Raw genomic sequence first — 19,682 nt, forward strand, 5'->3', positions numbered from 1 at the left:
ATATTTTATGACTATTATTTCACTGTGGCTCAATAAATAATCAAAGGTGGTCGTCGATGGCAGCGGAGAAAATTGCGGTAACGCGGGAAACGTTCGATAACGTCATTTTGCCTGTTTATGCACCCGCGCAGTTCGTGCCGGTCAAAGGCAAGGGCAGCCGCGTCTGGGATCAGCAGGGCAAAGAGTATATCGACTTTTCCGGCGGCATCGCCGTTACGGCGCTGGGCCACTGTCATCCGGCGCTGGTCGAGGCGTTGAAAACTCAGGGCGAAACCCTGTGGCATCTGAGCAACGTCTTTACCAACGAGCCGGCGCTGCGCCTTGCCAGCAAGCTTATCGCCGCCACCTTCGCCGATCGCGTCTTCTTCGCCAACTCCGGCGCGGAAGCGAACGAGGCCGCTTTCAAGCTGGCGCGCTACTACGCCTGTCAGCGCCACAGCCCGTTCAAAAGCAAAATCATCGCCTTCCACAACGCGTTTCACGGCCGCACGCTGTTTACCGTTTCCGTCGGCGGCCAGCCGAAATATTCCGACGGCTTCGGGCCGAAACCTGCGGATATCGTGCACGTTCCCTTTAACGATCTCGAGGCGGTAAAAGCGGTTATCGACGACCATACCTGCGCCATCGTGGTCGAACCGATTCAGGGCGAGGGCGGCGTAATGCCCGCGACGCCAGAGTTTATGCAGGGGCTGCGCGCGCTGTGCGATAAGCATCAGGCGCTGCTGGTGCTGGACGAGGTGCAGAGCGGCATGGGACGCAGCGGTAAGCTGTTCGCCTATGAGCACTACGGCGTGACGCCGGATATCCTTACCACCGCCAAAGCGCTGGGCGGCGGCTTCCCGGTCAGCGCCATGCTGACAACCGAGGATATCGCCTCAACCATGTCGCCGGGCGTGCACGGCACCACCTATGGCGGCAATCCGCTCGCCTGCGCGGTCGCGGAAGCGGCGCTGGACGCGATCAATACGCCGGAGGTGCTGGAGGGCGTTCAGGCGCGTCGCGAGCAGTTCGTCGCGGCGCTGAAGGCGATCGACGCGAAGCGGGATCTCTTCTCTGATATCCGCGGCAAAGGGCTGCTGATCGGCGCGGCGCTGAAGCCGCAGCACGCCGGTAAGGCGCGCGACATCCTTAACGCCGCAGCGGCGGAAGGGCTAATGGTGCTGGTGGCGGGCACCGACGTGATCCGGTTTGCGCCGTCGCTGGTGATTGAGCCCACCGATATTGAAGAGGGCATGGCGCGTTTCGCCCGGGCGGTAGAACGCGCGCTGACCGCCTGACTATCCTTTCCGCAAATGTCTGATTAGCCAGCGGCCATGGTGCGGCCGCTGGCTCCACGCCAGCGACGAGATGGTATGCATCACGTTAAGATGCTCCAGAATGCGCTTCACATGCTGCTCGAGAATCGTCGTCGGCCCTTCATCCAGGTTTTCTATGCCCGCCATCACGTTAGTTTGCGATCCCGGTCCGTCATACTCCAGCCGCTGCTGGCAGCGCTGCAGCGCCACTTCGCACGACTGCAGATAGCGCTGCGCCAGGTCCGGCGTCAGCATGGTGTGCTCGCGGGCGAGGATGGTCATGGCGTTGATATGCTCGACGATAAACTGGCTGTGCGTCACCCACAGGCGCATATCTTTCAGGTACTGGGCGTTGAAGCCCGGCTCCTGCATCGCCTGATTGAGCGAGTTGAAGAGCGCGTTGTGCGCCTGATTGACCTGCATGCGCTGCCAGGCCAGCTTCTTCGCCTCCTGCTCCGGCCCCAGCAGCAGCCGCAGCGCATCCTGATAGGTTTCCAGCGCGTCGTGGGCGTTTTGACGCAGCAGCCCGCTCTGCCACTGCGGCCACAGCCACAGCATGCCGCCGAAGGCGATCAGGCAGCCCATCAGCGTGTCCATCAGACGCGGCAGTAAAAACTGCGCGCCGTTCAGCGACAGCAGCTGCAGCGAGTAGACCGCCGTCACGGTAAAGCCAATCATCGACCAGCCGTAATATTTACGCGTCACCAGATAGCTCACCAGCGTCACCACCAGCATAAACAGCAGCACCAGCGATTCCGGCACCGCGAAGCGCAGCGAGGCGGCGGCGATCACCAGGCCGGCGAAGGTGCCCAGCGCCCGGTGCTGGATGCGCACCCGCGTGGCGCTGTAACCGTTCTGGCTGACGAACATAATGGTCATCAGGATCCAGTAGGGCTTGGGAATATCGAACAGCATCGCCAGCGCGCTGCCGAACATCAGCATCACGGCGAAGCGTGCCGCGGTGCGCAGCGCGGCGGACTTCAGCGACAGATAGCTGCGCAGCGCCGGCAGCAGCGGCAGGCGGCGCTGGCGATCGGTCATCAGGTCGCGCTGGTAGAGCGGTTTTTGCGTGCGCAGCACGCGCGCGATGCGGCTGAAGTGGTAGTAGCAGAAGTGGCCCACCGGATTATCGGGATGCTGACGGGCGATTTTCTCCAGCGCGCCGAGCGGCTTCTCCATATCGAAACGACTCGGCAACTGATGGTAGAGAATGGCGTCGGCCAGCGCGCGCAGCCGCGCCGAGATAATTTTGGCGTTCCAGCGGATCACCGCTTCGGCGTGGCTGCGCTCTACCAGCTTCTGCACCTCTTCCGGCTGATGCAGGCTGACGGAGATATGCTCCTGCAGGTCGAGCGCCACCTGAAACGCGCGCGTCAGCCGTTTGTGGCTGTTGTCGCGGCTGGCGGAGAGCATATGCATCTGCTGATAGCAGGTGTTGATCAGATCGACCGCTTTCTGCTGGCGCGCCAGCAGCGGCGGCAGCGCTTTTTCCGGGTCGGTAAGCTGGGTCAGCAGGGTATATTTCGCGTCGCAGTAGTCCGCCAGCTCGCGGTAGATCAGGCTCAGGGTTTCGCGCATCGGCTGCTCTTTCCACAGCCAGAACCAGAACCAGTTGAAGAGTCCGTACCAGAGCGTGCCGCCGATATAGAGCAGCGGCGGCACATAGATCGGCAATCGGCCGATCAGGCTCAGGGTAAAGATGGCCGCCACCAGCGTGCCGGAGAGCAGGCGGCCGTGCAGCGGGCTGATTTCGCCGGTGACGCCCAGCAGCAGCGGCAGAGCAAAGAGCACGGCAGGCAGCGGCACCCCTTTCAGGGTTAAGAGCTGGATCAGGAAGCTGCCGAGCGCGAACAGCGAGCCGCCGACGATGAGACGTTTGAAGAAGCGCTTATGGGGCGTATCCAGACCCGCGACGTTGCAGCAGGCGGGAACCAGAGAGAAAAGCAGGCCTTTTTGCAGATCGCCGAACAGCCAGCCGAGCGCCACCGGAATGCAGAGCACCAGCGTCTGCCGCAGGGCATAGTTAACTTCGGGGTGATAGATGATTCGGCGCCACATCACTTCACTAAAAACAGTAACGGCGTGACGGTGACATCACGCCGTGAGTGAGAGGAAATCAGCGGGTGCCGTAAACGACAATGGTTTTGCCGTGTGCGGAAATCAGATTCTGGTCTTCCAACATTTTCAAAATGCGGCCCACGGTTTCACGCGAGCAACCAACGATTTGGCCAATTTCCTGACGAGTAATTTTGATTTGCATGCCGTCGGGATGCGTCATGGCGTCTGGCTGCTTCGCCAGGTTAAGCAGGGTTTGTGCAATACGTCCGGTCACGTCGAGGAAAGCTAAATTGCCCACTTTTTCCGATGTAACCTGCAGACGGCGCGCCATCTGCGAAGAGAGACGCATTAAAATATCCGGATTCACCTGGATAAGCTGACGGAATTTCTTGTAGGAAATTTCCGCTACTTCGCACGCGGTTTTCGCACGTACCCAGGCGCTGCGCTCCTGACCTTCTTCAAACAGGCCAAGCTCGCCGATAAAATCACCCTGATTCAGGTAAGAGAGGATCATCTCTTTGCCCTCTTCATCTTTGATCAGCACCGCAACGGAACCTTTCACGATGTAGTAGAGGGTTTCAGCCTTCTCACCCTGATGAATCAGCGTACTTTTGGATGGATATTTGTGAATATGGCAATGGGACAGGAACCATTCGAGTGTAGGGTCTGTTTGCGGTTTGCCGAGAACCATTCGCTATTATCCTCTGTTGTAATCGTGCCCAAAACGCGGGGAGATGAGTCCCTGCCAGGCGATGAAAGCTTCAAGCGTTTCCCCTAAAGGAGATTATTCGGGCCTTATTTTGCGCCAGGCGCTTGAGATGTCCCGTCTTCGTCCCTATCAGAACGAACTATTTTCAGCACTGTTTGTAGCACAGCTTTTGCCGACTGTCTTCTGTTGTCTCGCTTCAGCAAAGGGGGGATTACTCTGGATTGCTGTTTGCCAGGTGAACGCGTACTCTGGCGGCAAACGGGCTATTCTCGAGGTAGAAACATGCAGGCAAGAGTGAAGTGGGTCGAAGGATTAACCTTTCTCGGCGAGTCGGCGTCGGGACATCAGATCCTGATGGACGGCAACTCCGGCGATAAAGCGCCTAGTCCGATGGAGATGGTGCTGATGGCCGCGGGCGGCTGTAGCGCCATCGACGTGGTCTCTATTTTGCAAAAAGGCCGCAACGATGTGGTGGACTGCGAGGTGAAGCTGACCTCGGAGCGTCGCGAAGAGGCGCCGCGCCTGTTTACCCATATTAATCTGCATTTCGTGGTCACCGGCAAGGCGCTGAGCGATAAAGCGGTCGCGCGCGCGGTGGATCTCTCGGCGGAGAAGTACTGTTCGGTGGCGTTAATGCTGGGCAAAGGCGTAGAGATGACCCATAGCTATGAAGTGGTCGCGCTGTAAAAAAGCGCACTGTACGTAAGGAGCGGGTAGCAAGGCCCGAAGAGCAAAGCGTCCCGCGCCATGGACAAAAACGCCGGGAGCGTTTTTGAACAACGCAACGCGTTGGCCCGTTTACGGGCGCCCCATCAAGGATGAGGGGCGTATACGCGCGGGCCGAGCTGGCAGGGATGCCGTTTTTTGCGTCTTTGCGATCGGGCCTTGCTACCCGCGACCGCGCCAGACCTGGTCAGGCGATCTGTTTGCCTTCCATCAGCCGCTGCACCAGCGGCGCCATAATCAGCTCCATCGCCAGCCCCATCTTGCCGCCCGGCACCACCAGCGTATTGATGTGCGAAATAAATGAGCCCTGCAGCATCGCCAGCAGATAGGGGAAGTCGATATTCTCCAGCCCGCGAAAATGGATCACCACAAAGCTCTCGTCCAGCGACGGAATTTCGCGCGCGGCGAACGGGTTCGAGGTATCGACGGTCGGCACGCGCTGGAAGTTAATGTGGGTGCGCGAGAACTGCGGCGTGATGAAGTTGATGTAATCCTCCATCGAGCGCACCACCGAGTCCATCACCGCCTCGCGCGAGTGGCCGCGCTCGCCGGTGTCGCGCACCAGCTTCTGGATCCACTCCAGGTTGACGATCGGCACCACGCCCACCAGCAGATCGACCTTCTCCGCCACGTTATGCTGCTGCGTGACGACGCCGCCGTGCAGCCCTTCGTAAAACAGCACGTCGGTATTTTCCGGCAGCGGCTGCCACGGCGTAAAGGTGCCGGGCACCTGGTTCCAGGGCACCGCTTCGTCGTAGGTGTGCAGATATTTGCGCGACTGGCCTTTGCCCGCATTGCCGTAGTCGATAAAAGTCTGCTCCAGCAGGCCGAAATCGTTGGCTTCCGGGCCGAAATAGCTGATGTGACGCCCTAAATCGCGCGCCTTGCGGATCGCCATATCCATTTCCGGCCGCGTATAGCGGTGGAAGCTGTCGCCCTCCAGCTCGGCGGCGTGCAGATTGAGCTGCTGGAAAATTTTACGAAACGCCAGGCTGGTGGTGGTGGTGCCGGCGCCGCTGGAGCCGGTTACCGCAATAATCGGGTGTCGTGCTGACATGAAAAAGCTCCCTTTAAAGTCGGGCGATGAGCATTGTTAACACGAAAAGCGCCTCGACGCATCAGCCGCGGAATTCGCTGCGCGGCATGATATTGATGGTTTCATGCAGTTCCGACCAGACCAGCACCACGTCGCCGCGCTCCAGCTGGCGGCGCACGTCGGCCACCTTTTGCGCCAGGCTGCGCTCCTGCTCGCCATAGTCGGTGCCTTCGCGCAGCACAAAGGCTTCGATCAGGTTGGTAAGGGTGTCGGGATCGAGCTGTTGCCAGGGAATAATCATGATGAGAGCCACTGTGTAAGCCACTGCGGCACACGCTGCTCGAGCCACATCTGCGGTTGACGCAGCGTGCCGCCGACAAAGCCAACGTGTCCGCCATGCGGCGTGAGTTGATAGGTGGTACTGGCTGAGAGCCGATCCAGCTGCGGGATCACCTCGTCAGTCATAAAAGGATCGTCTTTCGCGTGAATGATCAGCAAGGGCTTGCGCACATTTTTCAGCAGCGGCATGGCGCTGGCGCGACGGTAATAGTCGCCCGCGTCAAGAAAGCCGTGGGCGCGGGCGGTAATGGCGTCGTCGAAGTCGCGCAGGCGACGCAGCGCTCTGAGCTGCGGCAGATCCACCGGCAGCGTTCCCGGCCAGGCGAGGAGTTTGCGCTCGGCGTTCTTTTTCAGCTGGTCGAGCAGATAGCGCTGATAAAAGCGCGAAAATCCCTGTTCCAGCTTCAGGCTACACGGCTCCAGCAGCAGCGGCGCGGAGACGATCACCCCGGCGTCGAGCGGCGCGGCGTCGCCCAGCCTGCCGAGCAGGCAGCCCAGCATATTGCCGCCGAGCGAGACGCCTACCGCAGCGGTCGGCGCATCGCCCCAGCGCGTTTTCAGCCAGCGCAGAAAAAAGGCGGCGTCTTCGGTTTCGCCGGAGTGATAGATGCGATGCAGGCGGTTCGGCTCGCCGCCGCAGCCGCGAAAGTGCATCACCACGCCGAGCCAGCCGTGACGCTGGCAGGCGTGCATCAGCCCGTGAGCGTAAGGACTGTGGAAGTTGCCCTCCAGACCGTGAAACAGCACCACGCGCGGCTTATGGCTCGCCTGCTGCGGATCTTCGCTCCAGGCGAGATCGACGAAGTCGCCGTCCGGCAGGTCGAGGCGCTGCCAGTGCGGACGCAGCAGCAGGCGACGGCGCACCAGACGCGGCAGCACCGTCTGCAGATGCGGATTGCGCAGGGCGCGCGGCGGCATAAAGCTCGCCGCTGCCTCAGGAGTAAAATTCATATCGCCAGCACTTGTCTGATCCATATCACACTGTTAGCTTCGTTAGGCTTGTTGCGAATCTGGGGGTAAGGAGCGCCCGTTCATGGAACTGAGCCTGTTTTTCTCAATGTTAGGTTTTCTCTGGGTCGCTGCTATCACGCCAGGCCCTAATAATATGTTACTCACCGCGTCCGGCGCCAATTTCGGCTTCTGGCGCACGGTGCCGCTGATGATCGGCATTATGATCGGCATGCAGCTGATGTTGCTGATGGTGGCGTTCGGCGTCGGCAGCCTGATCCTGCTCTATCCCGCGCTGCACCTTATCCTGAAGATCGCCGGCAGCCTTTATCTGCTCTGGCTGGCGTGGAAAATCGCCACCGCCGCCTATGAAGAGCTGGAAACCGGCGACGCGCCGCCGAAACCGATGCCGTTCTGGCAGGGGGGCCTGCTGCAGCTGATCAATCCGAAAGCCTGGCTGATGGCGCTGGGCGCGATCGCCAGCTTTAGCCTTGCCGGCTCCGCCTATCTGCACTCGGTGACGGCCATCAGCTTCGGCATGTTTCTGGTTAACCTGGTGGCGGGCGTTATCTGGATCGGTTTCGGCGCGCTGATCGGCCGCATTCTGCGCAGCCGCCGCGCCTGGACCATTTTTAACCTGGCGATGGGGCTGCTGACCGCCGCCTGCGTGCTACTGATCTGGCGCTGAGCTAGCTGGAGGCGCGCTCGACGCGCCTCCACGGCAGCACTTCGCGCACCACGGGCGACGTCGGACGGCGAATGCGCTGTAGCAAGAGCTGCACGCTGCGCGCGCCCAGTTGATACATCGGCTGCTCGACGGTGGTCAGCGGCGGGTTGAGGCTGCTGGTAAAGGGGATGCCGTCAAAGCCGACGACGGCGAGATCCTCCGGCACGCGCAAACCCGCCTCCCGCGCGGCGTGCACCACGCCTACCGCCAGCACGTCCGATACCGCCAGCACCGCGTCAGGCGGTTCGGGCTGCTGCAAAAGCTGGCGCAGCGCCTGGCTGCCCGCCTCGCATGAAATCTCCCTGGTATAAGCCACGCCGCGCCACGGCAGCGCCAGCTGATCCAGCCCTGCGCGATAGCCCGCCTCCCGCTGGTGTGAATAGAGGTAGCGCATATCGCTGTTCACCAGCCCGATACGGCGGCGGCCTTTGCCCGCCAGATAGCGCACCGTCTGCTGCGCCGCATCGCGGTTATCGATAGCCACGGAAGAAGCCGGTATAGCGGGATCGTACTCTGCGCACTGCACCCAGGGCGCGTCGCCGATAAGGGCGGCGATATCCTGCAGCGCAGACGCCGCATCCATGGTGATAACGCCATCCACCACTTTGCCGGTCAGCAGGCCGAGATAGGCGGATTCGCGCCGCAGCTGCGAGGCGGAGTTGCAGAGCAGAATATGGTAGCCCTGCGCCTCTGCTTCCGCTTCGATACCCTGCACCACGCGCGAGCAGAAGGGATTGGTAATATCGGAGATCAGCACCAGCAGCATATGGCTCTGGGCGGTGCGCAGCTGGCGCGCCAGCAGATTGGGCTGATAGTCGCTGGCGGAGATCGCCGCCAGCACCCGATCGCGCGTATCCGCTTTCACCCCTGGATGATCGTTAAGCACGCGGGATACCGTTGCTTTTGATACGCCCGCCAGCAGCGCGACCTTCTCGATGGACATGTTGCCGCAACCCTTTTTTCGTCGGTTTACCGTAGAGCCTTATCAATAGCACAGCGGCAATGTGAGCGCCTGCCATTTTGTCTCAATAATGGCGTATCTATTGCCAGATTTCGCATCAGCTTTGCCGATCATGATCTAAGAACATCTGTTTATTAAGAATAATTTTTAATTCCTTTATGAAATCATCGTCGCTGGCGACACTGCGCCCATCATCAAATCCTGGCGGAGTGCGACATCATGGCAGTAAAGAGACCCTTAACCCTTCTGGCCGCGGCGCTTTCGCTGCTGGTTTTTCAGGCGCAGGCCGTCAATGTGACGGTGGCGTACCAGACCTCCGCCGAACCGGCCAAAGTCGCGCAGGCGGACAACACGTTCGCCAAAGAGAGCGGCGCGACCGTCGACTGGCGTAAGTTCGACAGCGGAGCGGGCGTGCTGCGCGCGCTGGCGTCGGGCGACGTGCAGATCGGCAATATCGGCTCCAGCCCGCTGGCGGTGGCCGCCACCCAGCAGCTGCCGATCGAAGCCTTTTTACTGGCGTCCCAGCTCGGCAACTCTGAGGCGCTGGTAGTGAAGAAAAGCATCAGCGGCCCGAAAGATCTGATTGGCAAGCGCATCGCCGTGCCCTTTATTTCCACCACCCACTACAGCCTGCTGGCGGCGCTGAAGCACTGGGGCATCAAGCCGACCGAAGTGCAGCTGGTGAACCTGCAGCCGCCCGCGATTATCGCCGCCTGGCAGCGCGGCGATATCGACGGCGCCTACGTCTGGGCGCCCGCCGTCAACCAGCTCGAGAAAGATGGCAAGGTGCTGACCGACTCTTCCCAGGTTGGGCAGTGGGGATCGCCGACGCTCGACGTCTGGGTAGTGCGCAAAGATTTCGCGAAGGCGCATCCTGAGGTGGTGACCGCCTTCGCCCGCAGCGCCCTTGAGGCGCAGAAACCCTATATCGACAATCCGGATGGATGGCTGAAGCAGCCGGATAACCTGAGCAAGCTGTCGCGCCTGAGCGGCGTGCCGGAGGCGCAGGTGCCGGATCTGGTGAAGGGCAATACCTATCTCACGGCGCAGCAGCAGGTAGAGCAGCTGGGCAAGCCGGTGAATAAAGCGATTGTCGATACGGCGCATTTCCTGAAAGAGCAGGGCAAAGTGCCGCAGGCGAATGCCGACTACAGCGACTTCGTCACCACCCGCTTTGTCGAGCCGCTGGCGAAACAGTAAGGAGAACCCCATGCTGCGCATCGCTCATCTCAACGCGCGTTATGACGGACGACCCGCGCTGCAGGATATCAACCTGCAGCTGGATAAAGGCGAACTGCTGGTGGCGCTCGGACCGTCGGGCTGCGGCAAAACCACGCTGCTGAACCTGATCGCCGGCTTTTTGCCGGTCGAGTCCGGCAGCATCACGCTGGAAGGGAAAACCATCAGCGGGCCGGGCGCGGAGCGCGGCGTGGTGTTTCAGCATGAAGGGCTGCTGCCGTGGCGCAACGTGCTGGACAATGTGTCGTTCGGTTTGCAGCTTGCGGGAATGGCGCGCGGCGAGCGCAACGCCATCGCGCGGCGGCTGATTAAGAAGGTGGGGCTGGAAGGCGCGGAGAACCGCCCCATCTGGCAGCTCTCCGGCGGTCAGCGCCAGCGCGTCGGCATTGCCCGCGCGCTGGCAGCAGATCCGCAGCTGCTGCTGCTCGACGAGCCTTTCGGCGCGCTGGACGCCTTTACCCGCGAGCAGATGCAAACGCTACTGCTGACGCTGTGGCGCGACAGCGGCAAGCAAATTTTTCTTATCACACACGATATCGAAGAGGCGGTGTTTCTCGCCAGCGAGCTGCTGCTGCTTTCGCCGGGGCCGGGCCGCATCGTAGAGCGCCTGAAGCTTAACTTCGGCCAGCGCTTCGCCGCCGGCGAACCCTGCCGCGCCATTAAATCCGATCCTGACTTTATTGCGCAGCGCGAATATGTGCTGAGCCGGGTGTTCGAGCAGCGGGAGGCCTTTGCATGAGCGCGGTGATTAACGACAAAACCACGGCGGCGCGTCGACGTTTGCGCTGGCCCTTTTCCCGCTCGTTCAGCCTGAGCCTGCTGAGCCTGGCGCTGCTGCTGCTGATCTGGTGGAGCGTCACGGCGCTGGGGCTGATTAGCCCGCTGTTTCTGCCGGCGCCGCAGCAGGTGCTGAGCAAGCTGCTGCTGATCGCCAGCCCGCAGGGCTTTATGGACGCTACGCTGTGGCAGCATCTCGCCGCCAGCCTGACGCGCATGCTGGTCGCCCTGTTCGCCGCGGCGGCCATCGGCATTCCGGTCGGCATCGCGATGGGGCTGAGCCCGGCGGTGCGCGGCCTGCTCGACCCGCTGATTGAACTCTATCGTCCCGTGCCGCCGCTCGCCTATCTGCCGCTGATGGTAATTTGGTTCGGTATCGGCGAGACCTCCAAAATCCTGTTGATCTATCTGGCGATTTTCGCGCCGGTCACGCTCTCGACCCTGGCGGGCGTGCGCAATACGCAGCAGGTGCGCATCCGCGCCGCGCAGTCGCTGGGCGCCAGCCGCTGGCAGCTGCTGCGCTGGGTGATCCTGCCCGGCGCGCTGCCGGAGATCCTGACCGGCCTGCGCATCGGCCTCGGCGTCGGCTGGTCGACGCTGGTGGCGGCGGAACTAATCGCCGCGACGCGCGGGCTCGGCTTTATGGTGCAGTCCGCCGGCGAATTTCTGGCAACCGACGTGGTGCTGGCGGGCATCGCCGTCATCGCGCTGATCGCCTTTACCTTAGAACTCGGGCTGCGCGCCCTGCAGCGTCGGCTGACGCCCTGGAACGGAGAACAATCATGAACGAAAAGCTGAACATCACCGCGCTCGGCCCTTACATTGGCGCGCAGGTGGCGAATCTCGATTTAACCCGGCCGCTCAGCGACGCCCAGTTTGAACAGCTCTATCACGCGCTGCTGCGCCATCAGGTGCTGTTTCTGCGCGACCAGCTGATTACGCCGCATCAGCAGCGCGCGCTGGCGGCGCGCTTCGGCGATCTGCATATTCACCCGGTTTATCCGCATGCCGAGGGCGTGGAGGAGATCATCGTGCTGGATACGCATCAGGATAATCCGCCGGATAACGACAACTGGCACACCGACGTGACCTTTATCAACACGCCGCCGGCGGTGGCGATTCTGGCGTCAAAGCTGCTGCCCGAGTCAGGCGGCGACACCCTGTGGGCGAGCGGCATCGCAGCATATGAAACCCTTTCCGCCCCGATTAAGACGTTGCTGGAGGGGCTGCACGCCGAGCACGACTTCAGGAAGTCGTTCCAGGAGTATAAATATCGTCGAACCGAGGAGGAGCATCAACGCTGGCAGGAGGCGGTGGCGAAGCATCCGCCGGTGCAGCATCCGGTGATCCGCACCCATCCGGTGAGCGGGCGCAAGGCGCTATTCGTTAACGAAGGATTTACCACGCGGATTGTCGAGCTGAGCGAGAAAGAGAGTCACGCCGTGCTGGAGCTGCTCTATGCGCATGCGACTAAGCCGGAGTTTCAGGTGCGCTGGCGCTGGCAGCCGAATGACGTGGCGATCTGGGATAACCGCGTGACGCAGCACTATGCGAATGCGGATTATTATCCGGCAAGGCGGGTGATGCATCGGGCGACGGTGCTGGGGGATCGGCCTTTTTAAAAGGTCCGTACTGCTTACATTAAAACGTCCGTACCGGGCTGCGACCGCGTTGCTGCGCCACGCCATAATGCTCACATACGTCAGTATGCTCCGCTTATGGCGTGCTTATATTAAAACGTCCGTACCGGGCTGCGACGGCGTTGCTGCGCCGCGCCATAATGCTCACATACGTCAGTATGCTCCGCTTATGGCGCGGCTGGCGCCTTGTCTCGCTCCGGTACGATCGTTTTAAGTCCGCGAAAAGCGAAAAGCGAAAAGCGAAAAGCGAAAAGCGAAAAGCGAAAAGCGAAAGTCAGGAGGCGAGCATCGCCTCCAGCTGCTCCTGAGCATCCAGCCACGCCATCTCGGCCTCTTCCAGCGCCGCTTTGCTCTCTGCCTGACGCTGCAGCGCCGCGGTCAGATCCGCTTTGCGGGATGGATCGTAAATGTCGCCGTCGGCCAGCTGGTTTTCCGCTTCGGTGAGCTGGCTCTGACATTTCGCCATCTGCTTCTCCAGCTTCTCGATCGCTTTGCGCAGCGGCTGCGTCTGCGTGCGCAGCTCAGCCTCTCGACGCTTTTGATCTTTGCGCGCCTGCGCGCTGTTGCCGTTGCCCTGCTTCGGCGCGGCGTCCGCCTGCGCCTGCTGCTTCTGCAGGTCGCTCAGCCACTGCTGGTAATCCTCCAGATCGCCCGGGAAGACATCGACCTTGCCGTCATGCACCAGATAGAGATCGTCGGTGGTGGCGCGCAGCAGATGACGATCGTGCGAGACCACCACCAGCGCGCCTTCGAAATCGATCAGCGCTTCGGTCAGCGCCTGGCGCATGTCGAGATCGAGGTGGTTGGTCGGTTCGTCGAGCAGCAGCAGGTTAGGGCGCTGCCAGACGATCAGCGCCAGCACCAGCCGCGCCTTTTCGCCGCCGGAGAAGCGCGCCGTGACTTCGCTGACCTTGTCGCCCTGGAAGCCGAAGCCGCCGAGATAGTCGCGCAGCTGCTGCTCCAGTACCTTCGGCGCGATACGCGCCAGATGCTGCAGCGGTGACTCGTCGCTGCGCAAATACTCCAGCTGATGCTGCGCGAAGTAGCCCAGCTTAATGCCTTTCGCCAGCCCGACTTCGCCGTCGAGCGGAGTTAGTTCGCCTGCCAGCAGCTTAATCAGCGTCGATTTGCCCGCGCCGTTGCGGCCCAGCAGGCCGATGCGCGAGCCCGGCACCAGATTGAGCTTGATGGCGTCGAGAATAATGCGCTCGCCGTAGCCTGCGGTGACTTTCTCCATCTTCAGCAGCGGGTTGGGCAAACTTTCCGGCGCGCGGAAGCTGAAGCTGAAGGGGTTGTCGACGTGCGCCGGCGCGATCATCTCCATGCGTTCCAGCATCTTGATGCGGCTCTGCGCCTGCTTCGCCTTCGAGGCCTTGGCGCGAAAGCGGTCGATATAGCTTTGCAGGTGCGCCACTTTCTCCTGCTGGCTTTCAAACAGCGCCTGCTGCTGCGCCAGCTTAGCGACACGCTGGCGTTCGAACGAACTGTAGTTGCCGGTGTACTCGTAGAGGCTTTCCTGCTCGATATGGATGATCTTATCCACCACCGGATCGAGGAAGTCGCGGTCGTGCGAGATCAGGATCAGCGTGCCTTCGTAGCTTTTCAGCCAGCGCTCCAGCCAGATCACCGCGTCGAGATCGAGGTGGTTGGTGGGTTCGTCAAGCAGCAGCAGATCTGAACGGCAGACCAGCGCCTGTGCAAGGTTAAGGCGCATACGCCAGCCGCCGGAGAAGTCGCTCACCGGACGGTTCAGCTGCTCCTGGCTAAAACCGAGGCCATGCAGCAGGCTTGAGGCGCGGGCGTGAATGCTCCACGCCTGAATCGCGTCCAGCTTGCCGTGCAGCAGCGCGATGGCGTTGCCGTCGTTGCGCTGATTGGCGTCCGCCAGCTGCGCCTCAAGCTCGCGATATTCGCGATCGCCGTCGATAACGTATTCCAGCGCCGGTTTGCTCAGCGCCGGGGTCTCCTGGTTAACCCAGGCCAGCGCCCAGTTGCCGGGAAAGGTCACGCCGCCGGCGTCGCTGGCGATCTCGCCTTTTAACAGCGACAGCAGGGTCGATTTGCCGCAGCCGTTTTTGCCCACCAGACCGACTTTCTGACCGGGATTGATGGTGGCGGAAGCGTTATCGAGCAGCACGCGGACGCCGCGGCGGATTTGCAGAGAAGAAAAGACAATCATAAGCGCCGTATCGTCAGAATATGTTAATTTACCCACCACATAATTAGAGGGTGTCGCGTCGTGCATGGTAGCGGAAAAGCGCCGCTATGACGACGCTTTGGAAGAGGATAACTATGTCGCAGCCAGCAAAAGTTTTGCTGCTTTACGCCCATCCGGAAACGCAGGAGTCGATAGCAAATCGGGTCCTGCTGCAGTCGGCGCAGAAACAGGAGAACGTCACCGTACACGATCTGTACGCCCACTATCCTGATTTTTTTATCGATATTCACTATGAACAGCAGCTGCTGCGCGAACATCAGGTGATCGTTTTTCAGCATCCGCTCTATACCTATAGCTGTCCCGCGCTGCTGAAAGAGTGGCTGGATCGCGTGCTGTCGCGCGGCTTCGCCAACGGCGTCGACGGCAACGCGCTGGAAGGCAAATACTGGCGCAGCGTGATCACCACCGGCGAGCCGGAGGCGGCCTATCAGCAGAACGGCCTTAACCGCTATTCCATGTCGGACATTATGCGCCCGTTCGAACTCACCGCGCAGATGTGCCGCATGCACTGGATGACGCCGATGATCCTTTACTGGGCGCGGCGACAGCCGAAAGAGGTGATGGGCCACTTTGCCCGCGCCTATGGCGAATGGCTTGCCGCGCCGCTGCCCAACGGAGGTCTCTGATGGAAGGACAAACGCTGCTGACCGCAGGGGTGATCTATCTGGTGGCGGCGGTGCTGATTGTGCCCATCGCCGCGCGTCTCGGCATTGGCGCGGTGCTGGGCTATCTGGTGGCCGGTATCGCTATCGGCCCCTGGGGACTGGGCTTTATCAGCGACGTCGATGAGATCCTGCACTTCTCGGAGCTGGGCGTGGTGTTCCTGATGTTTATCATCGGGCTGGAGCTGAATCCGTCGAAGCTCTGGGCGCTGCGACGTTCGATTTTTGGCGTCGGCGCCGCGCAGGTGCTGATCTCCGCCGGCATCCTCGGCGCGCTGCTGTGGCTGAGCGACTTTAGCTGGCAGGCCGCGGTGATTGGCGGCATCGGCCTCGCAATGTCCTCGACCGCGATGGCGCTGCAGCTGATGCGCGACAAAGGCATGAACCGCAGCGAGGCGGGGCAGCTCGGCTTTTCGGTGCTCTTGTTCCAGGATCTGGCGGTGATCCCGGCGCTGGCGCTGGTGCCGCTGCTGGCGGGCAGCGACAGCGGCAATATCGACTGGATGAAGATCGGCATGAAGGTGCTGGCGTTCGCCGGCATGCTGGTGGGCGGACGCTACCTGCTGCGGCCGATTTTCCGCTTTATCGCCGCCTCCGGCGTGCGCGAGGTCTTTACCGCCGCCGCGCTGCTGCTGGTGCTGGGCTCGGCGCTGTTTATGGACGCCCTCGGACTGTCGATGGCGCTGGGCACCTTTATCGCCGGTATCCTGCTGGCAGAGAGCGAGTACCGCCACGAACTGGAAGTCGCCATCGATCCCTTTAAGGGGCTGCTGCTCGGGCTGTTCTTTATCTCTGTCGGCATGGCGCTCAACCTCGGCGTGCTCTATACCCATATTCTGGAGATCCTGCTCGGCGTGCTGATTCTGGTCACGGTGAAAACGCTGGTGCTCTATGTGCTGGCGCGGGTCTATGGCCTGCGCAGCTCCGAGCGTCAGCAGTTCGCCGGCGTGCTGAGCCAGGGCGGCGAATTCGCCTTTGTACTCTTTTCCGCCGCCTCCTCGGCGCGCCTGTTCGCTGGCGATCAGCTGCCGCTGCTGCTGGTGACGGTCACGCTGTCGATGATGACCACGCCGCTGCTGATGCAGGCGATCGATAAGCTGCTGGCGCGGCGCTTTAATGAAGTGGACGAAGATGGCGAAAAGCCGTTCGTGGAGGATGACCAGCCGCAGGTAATCGTGGTGGGCTTCGGCCGAATGGGGCAGGTGGTGGGCCGTCTGCTGATGGCCAATAATAAAAGGATCACGGTGCTGGAGCGCGATATCAGCGCGGTCAGCCTGATGCGCAAGTACGGCTACAAAGTTTACTATGGCGATGCCACCGAGCTGGAGCTGCTGCGCGCCGCCGGCGCGGCCAGCGCGCAGTCGATCGTCATCACCTGCAACGAGCCGGAAGATACCATGGCGATCGTGCATCTCTGTCAGCAGCACTTTCCGCAGCTGGAGATTGTGGCGCGCGCGCGCGGGCGCGTCGAGGCGCACGAGCTGCTGCTGGCGGGCGTCACGCAGTTCTCGCGTGAAACCTTCTCCAGCGCGCTGGAGCTGGGACGCAAGGCGCTGATTTCGGTCGGCATGCATCCGCATCAGGCGCAGCGCGCGCAGCTGCACTTCCGCCGTCTCGATATGCGCATGCTGCGCGAGCTGATGCCGAATCACACGGACAACGCCCAGATCTCCCGCGTGCGCGAGGCGCGGCGCGAGCTGGAGGATATTTTCCAGCGCGAGATGCAGCATGAGAGACGACAGATCGACGACTGGGACGAAGATCAGTAACAGCAAACAGGTTAACTACTATGCGTAAAAGATTTATTGCCGGTGCGGTTTGCCCGCACTGTCAGGAAAAAGACACGCTGGCGATGTGGCGAGAAAACAACGTTGACGTCGTGGAGTGCGTGAAGTGCGGACACCAGATGCGCGAGGCGGACAAGCAGGTTCGCGATCAGGTTCGCAGCCAGGAGCAAGTGATCGGTATTTTCCATCCCGAGTAGCGAAATGGCGCAGCTTTTTTTACGCTTAAACTTACAGCGGGATTGAATTCCGATACAATCGGCGCCACTAACGCTGAGGTTAATCGCATCGCGCAAGAGGCGATCTCAGCCCCGAACCTTTCTGGTTGGTGTTATTGCACGCAAGAATAGACCAATGAGACGGGATCTTAGTTCTCAACGGTTAGGAGATATCATGAAAGTAGCAAAAGACCTGGTGGTGAGCCTGGCCTATCAGGTACGTACAGAAGATGGTGTGTTGGTTGACGAGTCGCCGGTAAGTGCGCCGTTAGACTATCTGCACGGTCATGGTTCCCTGATTTCTGGTCTGGAAAAAGCGCTGGAAAATCACGATGTCGGCGACAAGTTTGACGTGCATATTCCGGCTAACGATGCATATGGCCAGTACGACGACAACCTGGTGCAGCGCGTTCCTAAAGACGTCTTTATGGGCGTTGACGAACTGCAGGTTGGCATGCGCTTCCTGGCGGAAACCGATCAGGGTCCGGTTCCGGTTGAAATCACCGAAGTGGAAGACGAGCACGTCGTGGTTGACGGCAACCACATGCTGGCGGGTCAGAACCTGAACTTCAACGTGGAAGTTGTCGCAATCCGCGAAGCGACCCCGGAAGAGCTGGCGCACGGCCACGTTCACGGCGAGCACGGTCACGACCATGACCACGATCATGACCATGGTCACGATCACGGCAACGGCGGCTGCGGCAGCCACGGCGGTTGCGGCTGCAACCACTAAGCCACCCAGATTTCAAAGGCCACCTTCGAGGTGGCTTTTTTTTTGCCTTTGCGATCGAAGAATGCGCGAGCAAGCGGCGAGGCAAGGCGCCAGGAAGCGGGAGAGCGGAGTATACCGCGGTATGTGAGCATCTCCGGCTGACGCAGCAACGCGGCATCGCTGCTGCGCAGCCATTCTGGACAGATCAATAATGCGGAGGCGGCGTCTCTTCCGACTGCGACGCCACCATCGACGGCGCGGCCGCTTTCAGCTTATCCAGCAGCAGGCGCTGCTGCTCGCGCATTTTCGCCATTTCCAGCTCATGCTGCACCACCGTCTGATTAAGCTGATCGATGGTCAGCTCCTGAAAGGCCAGCTTGCTTTCCAGCGCTTCAAGCCGTTGTTCCCACTCTGATTGTTGCATGACCTCTCCTTATAGTACGACGCTGCGAATCTCGCATCAGGCGCTGATTCTACGGCTTCCCCGGTAAGAATCACCCGATTTCTTTGCCGCTCCGCCTGTATAGGGTTGAATAACGCCTTTTGCAGCATCATCTCTGATGAAACTTCCTGATGCAAAAAAGGTCGGAGGAGAACCGGGTAATTACGCTGCGGGAGTGTTCGCCGCTGCCGCGTACAGTTATAGTGTGGAGCTTTAGTCCGCAATAATTCCCGAGGTGAGACGCTTCGGTTTTGGAGAAAGGATGAAATCACTGTTTAAAGTCACAATGTTAGCCACCACCATGGCCATCGCGCTGAACGCGCCGCTGGCAATGGCAGCCGAAGCGACCGCAGCGCCTGCTGCGAGCGATGCGGCACCGCAGGCGCCAAAAAATGCGGCCTTCAAAAATGAAGACCAGCAATCAGCCTATGCTCTGGGCGCCTCGCTGGGTCGCTACATGGACAACTCCCTGAAGGAACAGGAGAAACTGGGCATCAAGCTGGACAAAGATCAGCTGATCGCTGGCGTTCAGGATGCGTTTGGCGGCAAGAGCAAACTCTCCGATCAAGAGATCGAGCAGACTCTGCAGGCCTTTGAAGGCCGCGTGAAAGGCGCCGCGCAGGCGAAGATGGAAAAAGACGCGAAAGAGAACGCTGATAAAGGCACCGCTTTCGCCGACAAGTTCGCCAAAGAGAGCGGCGTGAAGAAAACCGAATCTGGCCTGCTGTATAAAGTAGAGAAAGAAGGCAGCGGCGACGCGCCGAAAGACAGCGATACCGTTGTCGTGAACTACAAAGGCACCCTGATCGACGGCACCGAGTTCGATAACTCCTATACGCGCGGCGAGCCGCTCTCCTTCCGTCTCGACGGCGTGATCCCGGGCTGGACCGAAGGTCTGAAGCACGTGAAAAAAGGCGGCAAAATCAAGCTGGTGATCCCGCCGCAGCTCGCCTACGGCAAAAACGGCGTGCCGGGCATTCCGGCCAACTCAACGCTGGTGTTCGATGTTGAACTGCTCGACATCAAGCCGGCACCAAAAGCAGATGAGAAAGCGCAGGCGCCAGCCGCCGACGCGAAGAAAGCTCAATAATCTGTCTGCCGCCGCCTTCGGGCGGCGGTTTCATTTCCAGCCTGCGACAAAGCTCTGGCATAAGCGTGCGACATTTGCCAGACTATCCTCTGCATAACTTT

General features: G+C 60.7%; 20 protein-coding genes. 12 read left to right on the top strand and 8 right to left on the bottom strand.

Annotation, left to right across the window (positions count from 1 at the left end):
* Window positions 1–56: 56 nt before the first annotated feature.
* The gene (gene argD, locus AC6I7Z_RS01485; RefSeq protein ID WP_497812923.1) at window positions 57–1,277 is read left to right on the top strand and encodes a bifunctional acetylornithine/succinyldiaminopimelate transaminase; all 1,221 of its coding nucleotides are present in this window, start codon (window positions 57–59) and stop codon (window positions 1,275–1,277) included.
* Here the strand turns inward: argD and AC6I7Z_RS01490 are convergent, their stop codons facing one another.
* Together AC6I7Z_RS01490 and crp are read right to left on the bottom strand one after the other, a co-directional pair.
* The gene (locus AC6I7Z_RS01490; RefSeq protein WP_497812924.1) at window positions 1,278–3,353 is read right to left on the bottom strand and encodes a YccS/YhfK family putative transporter; all 2,076 of its coding nucleotides are present in this window, start codon (window positions 3,351–3,353) and stop codon (window positions 1,278–1,280) included.
* Window positions 3,354–3,411: 58 nt separating this feature from the next.
* A complete protein-coding gene (gene crp, locus AC6I7Z_RS01495) occupies window positions 3,412–4,044 on the bottom strand; it encodes a cAMP-activated global transcriptional regulator CRP (RefSeq protein ID WP_000242758.1) in 633 nt (210 codons plus the stop codon).
* Between the two features lie 300 nt (window positions 4,045–4,344).
* Between crp and AC6I7Z_RS01500 the strand changes: the two genes are divergently transcribed.
* Entirely contained in the window at window positions 4,345–4,749 is a 405-nt protein-coding gene (locus tag AC6I7Z_RS01500; protein WP_033753042.1) for an OsmC family protein, read from the top strand.
* A 226-nt stretch (window positions 4,750–4,975) separates the two neighbouring features.
* Here the strand turns inward: AC6I7Z_RS01500 and AC6I7Z_RS01505 are convergent, their stop codons facing one another.
* From AC6I7Z_RS01505 to AC6I7Z_RS01515, 3 genes are all read right to left on the bottom strand, one after another.
* Window positions 4,976–5,845: a phosphoribulokinase gene (locus AC6I7Z_RS01505; protein WP_497812925.1), complete on the bottom strand. Its 870-nt coding sequence runs from the start codon at window positions 5,843–5,845 to the stop codon at window positions 4,976–4,978.
* 61 nt (window positions 5,846–5,906) lie between these two features.
* Window positions 5,907–6,125: a YheU family protein gene (locus tag AC6I7Z_RS01510; RefSeq protein ID WP_033753035.1), complete on the bottom strand. Its 219-nt coding sequence runs from the start codon at window positions 6,123–6,125 to the stop codon at window positions 5,907–5,909.
* Window positions 6,122–7,138 carry a hydrolase gene (locus AC6I7Z_RS01515; protein WP_497812926.1) on the bottom strand — a complete coding sequence of 339 codons (1,017 nt, stop codon included), beginning with the start codon at window positions 7,136–7,138 and terminating at the stop codon, window positions 6,122–6,124. Before AC6I7Z_RS01515 ends, AC6I7Z_RS01510 begins: the two co-directional genes overlap by 4 nt.
* Before the next feature lie 58 nt (window positions 7,139–7,196).
* Here AC6I7Z_RS01515 and AC6I7Z_RS01520 point away from each other — a divergent pair, with 58 nt between their 5' ends.
* Window positions 7,197–7,799 (top strand): LysE family translocator, encoded by a 603-nt coding sequence (locus AC6I7Z_RS01520; RefSeq protein ID WP_497812927.1) that lies wholly within the window; start codon window positions 7,197–7,199, stop codon window positions 7,797–7,799.
* A 1-nt stretch (window position 7,800) separates the two neighbouring features.
* Here AC6I7Z_RS01520 and AC6I7Z_RS01525 read toward each other — a convergent pair whose 3' ends face one another.
* Window positions 7,801–8,781, bottom strand: coding sequence for a LacI family DNA-binding transcriptional regulator (locus AC6I7Z_RS01525; protein WP_497812928.1), 981 nt, complete (start codon window positions 8,779–8,781; stop codon window positions 7,801–7,803).
* Window positions 8,782–9,018: 237 nt separating this feature from the next.
* On the opposite strand from AC6I7Z_RS01525, the gene tauA reads away from it, so the two are divergent.
* From tauA to tauD, 4 genes are read left to right on the top strand one after another with little or no spacing between them, the layout of a single operon-like run.
* Window positions 9,019–9,999, top strand: a complete 981-nt coding sequence (gene tauA, locus AC6I7Z_RS01530; RefSeq protein ID WP_497812929.1) for a taurine ABC transporter substrate-binding protein — start codon at window positions 9,019–9,021, stop codon at window positions 9,997–9,999.
* Window positions 10,000–10,009: 10 nt separating this feature from the next.
* A complete protein-coding gene (tauB, locus tag AC6I7Z_RS01535; RefSeq protein ID WP_497812930.1) occupies window positions 10,010–10,777 on the top strand; it encodes a taurine ABC transporter ATP-binding subunit in 768 nt (255 codons plus the stop codon).
* Window positions 10,774–11,601: a taurine ABC transporter permease TauC gene (gene tauC, locus AC6I7Z_RS01540; protein WP_048784960.1), complete on the top strand. Its 828-nt coding sequence runs from the start codon at window positions 10,774–10,776 to the stop codon at window positions 11,599–11,601. The genes tauB and tauC overlap by 4 nt, the downstream gene beginning before the upstream one ends.
* Window positions 11,598–12,437 (top strand): taurine dioxygenase, encoded by an 840-nt coding sequence (tauD, locus tag AC6I7Z_RS01545; protein WP_497812931.1) that lies wholly within the window; start codon window positions 11,598–11,600, stop codon window positions 12,435–12,437. Before tauC ends, tauD begins: the two co-directional genes overlap by 4 nt.
* A 292-nt stretch (window positions 12,438–12,729) precedes the next feature.
* On the opposite strand, the gene AC6I7Z_RS01550 is transcribed toward tauD, so the two are convergent.
* Window positions 12,730–14,634: an ABC transporter ATP-binding protein gene (locus AC6I7Z_RS01550; RefSeq protein WP_497812932.1), complete on the bottom strand. Its 1,905-nt coding sequence runs from the start codon at window positions 14,632–14,634 to the stop codon at window positions 12,730–12,732.
* Between the two features lie 113 nt (window positions 14,635–14,747).
* Between AC6I7Z_RS01550 and kefG the strand changes: the two genes are divergently transcribed.
* From kefG to slyD, 4 genes are all read left to right on the top strand, one after another.
* Window positions 14,748–15,299, top strand: coding sequence for a glutathione-regulated potassium-efflux system ancillary protein KefG (kefG, locus tag AC6I7Z_RS01555; RefSeq protein ID WP_497812933.1), 552 nt, complete (start codon window positions 14,748–14,750; stop codon window positions 15,297–15,299).
* Window positions 15,299–17,104, top strand: coding sequence for a glutathione-regulated potassium-efflux system protein KefB (gene kefB, locus AC6I7Z_RS01560; RefSeq protein ID WP_286868894.1), 1,806 nt, complete (start codon window positions 15,299–15,301; stop codon window positions 17,102–17,104). The genes kefG and kefB overlap by 1 nt, the downstream gene beginning before the upstream one ends.
* Window positions 17,105–17,124: 20 nt before the next feature.
* Window positions 17,125–17,319: a YheV family putative zinc ribbon protein gene (locus tag AC6I7Z_RS01565; protein ID WP_033753007.1), complete on the top strand. Its 195-nt coding sequence runs from the start codon at window positions 17,125–17,127 to the stop codon at window positions 17,317–17,319.
* 193 nt (window positions 17,320–17,512) lie between these two features.
* Window positions 17,513–18,070, top strand: coding sequence for a peptidylprolyl isomerase (gene slyD, locus AC6I7Z_RS01570; RefSeq protein ID WP_096072150.1), 558 nt, complete (start codon window positions 17,513–17,515; stop codon window positions 18,068–18,070).
* A 184-nt stretch (window positions 18,071–18,254) separates the two neighbouring features.
* Here the strand turns inward: slyD and AC6I7Z_RS01575 are convergent, their stop codons facing one another.
* Window positions 18,255–18,473, bottom strand: coding sequence for a SlyX family protein (locus AC6I7Z_RS01575; RefSeq protein WP_033753004.1), 219 nt, complete (start codon window positions 18,471–18,473; stop codon window positions 18,255–18,257).
* A 280-nt stretch (window positions 18,474–18,753) separates the two neighbouring features.
* Between AC6I7Z_RS01575 and fkpA the strand changes: the two genes are divergently transcribed.
* Window positions 18,754–19,581, top strand: coding sequence for an FKBP-type peptidyl-prolyl cis-trans isomerase (gene fkpA / locus AC6I7Z_RS01580; protein ID WP_497812934.1), 828 nt, complete (start codon window positions 18,754–18,756; stop codon window positions 19,579–19,581).
* Window positions 19,582–19,682 lie beyond the last annotated feature (101 nt).

This window comes from Pantoea sp. X-Soil-MYKO-1289, assembly GCF_059730625.1.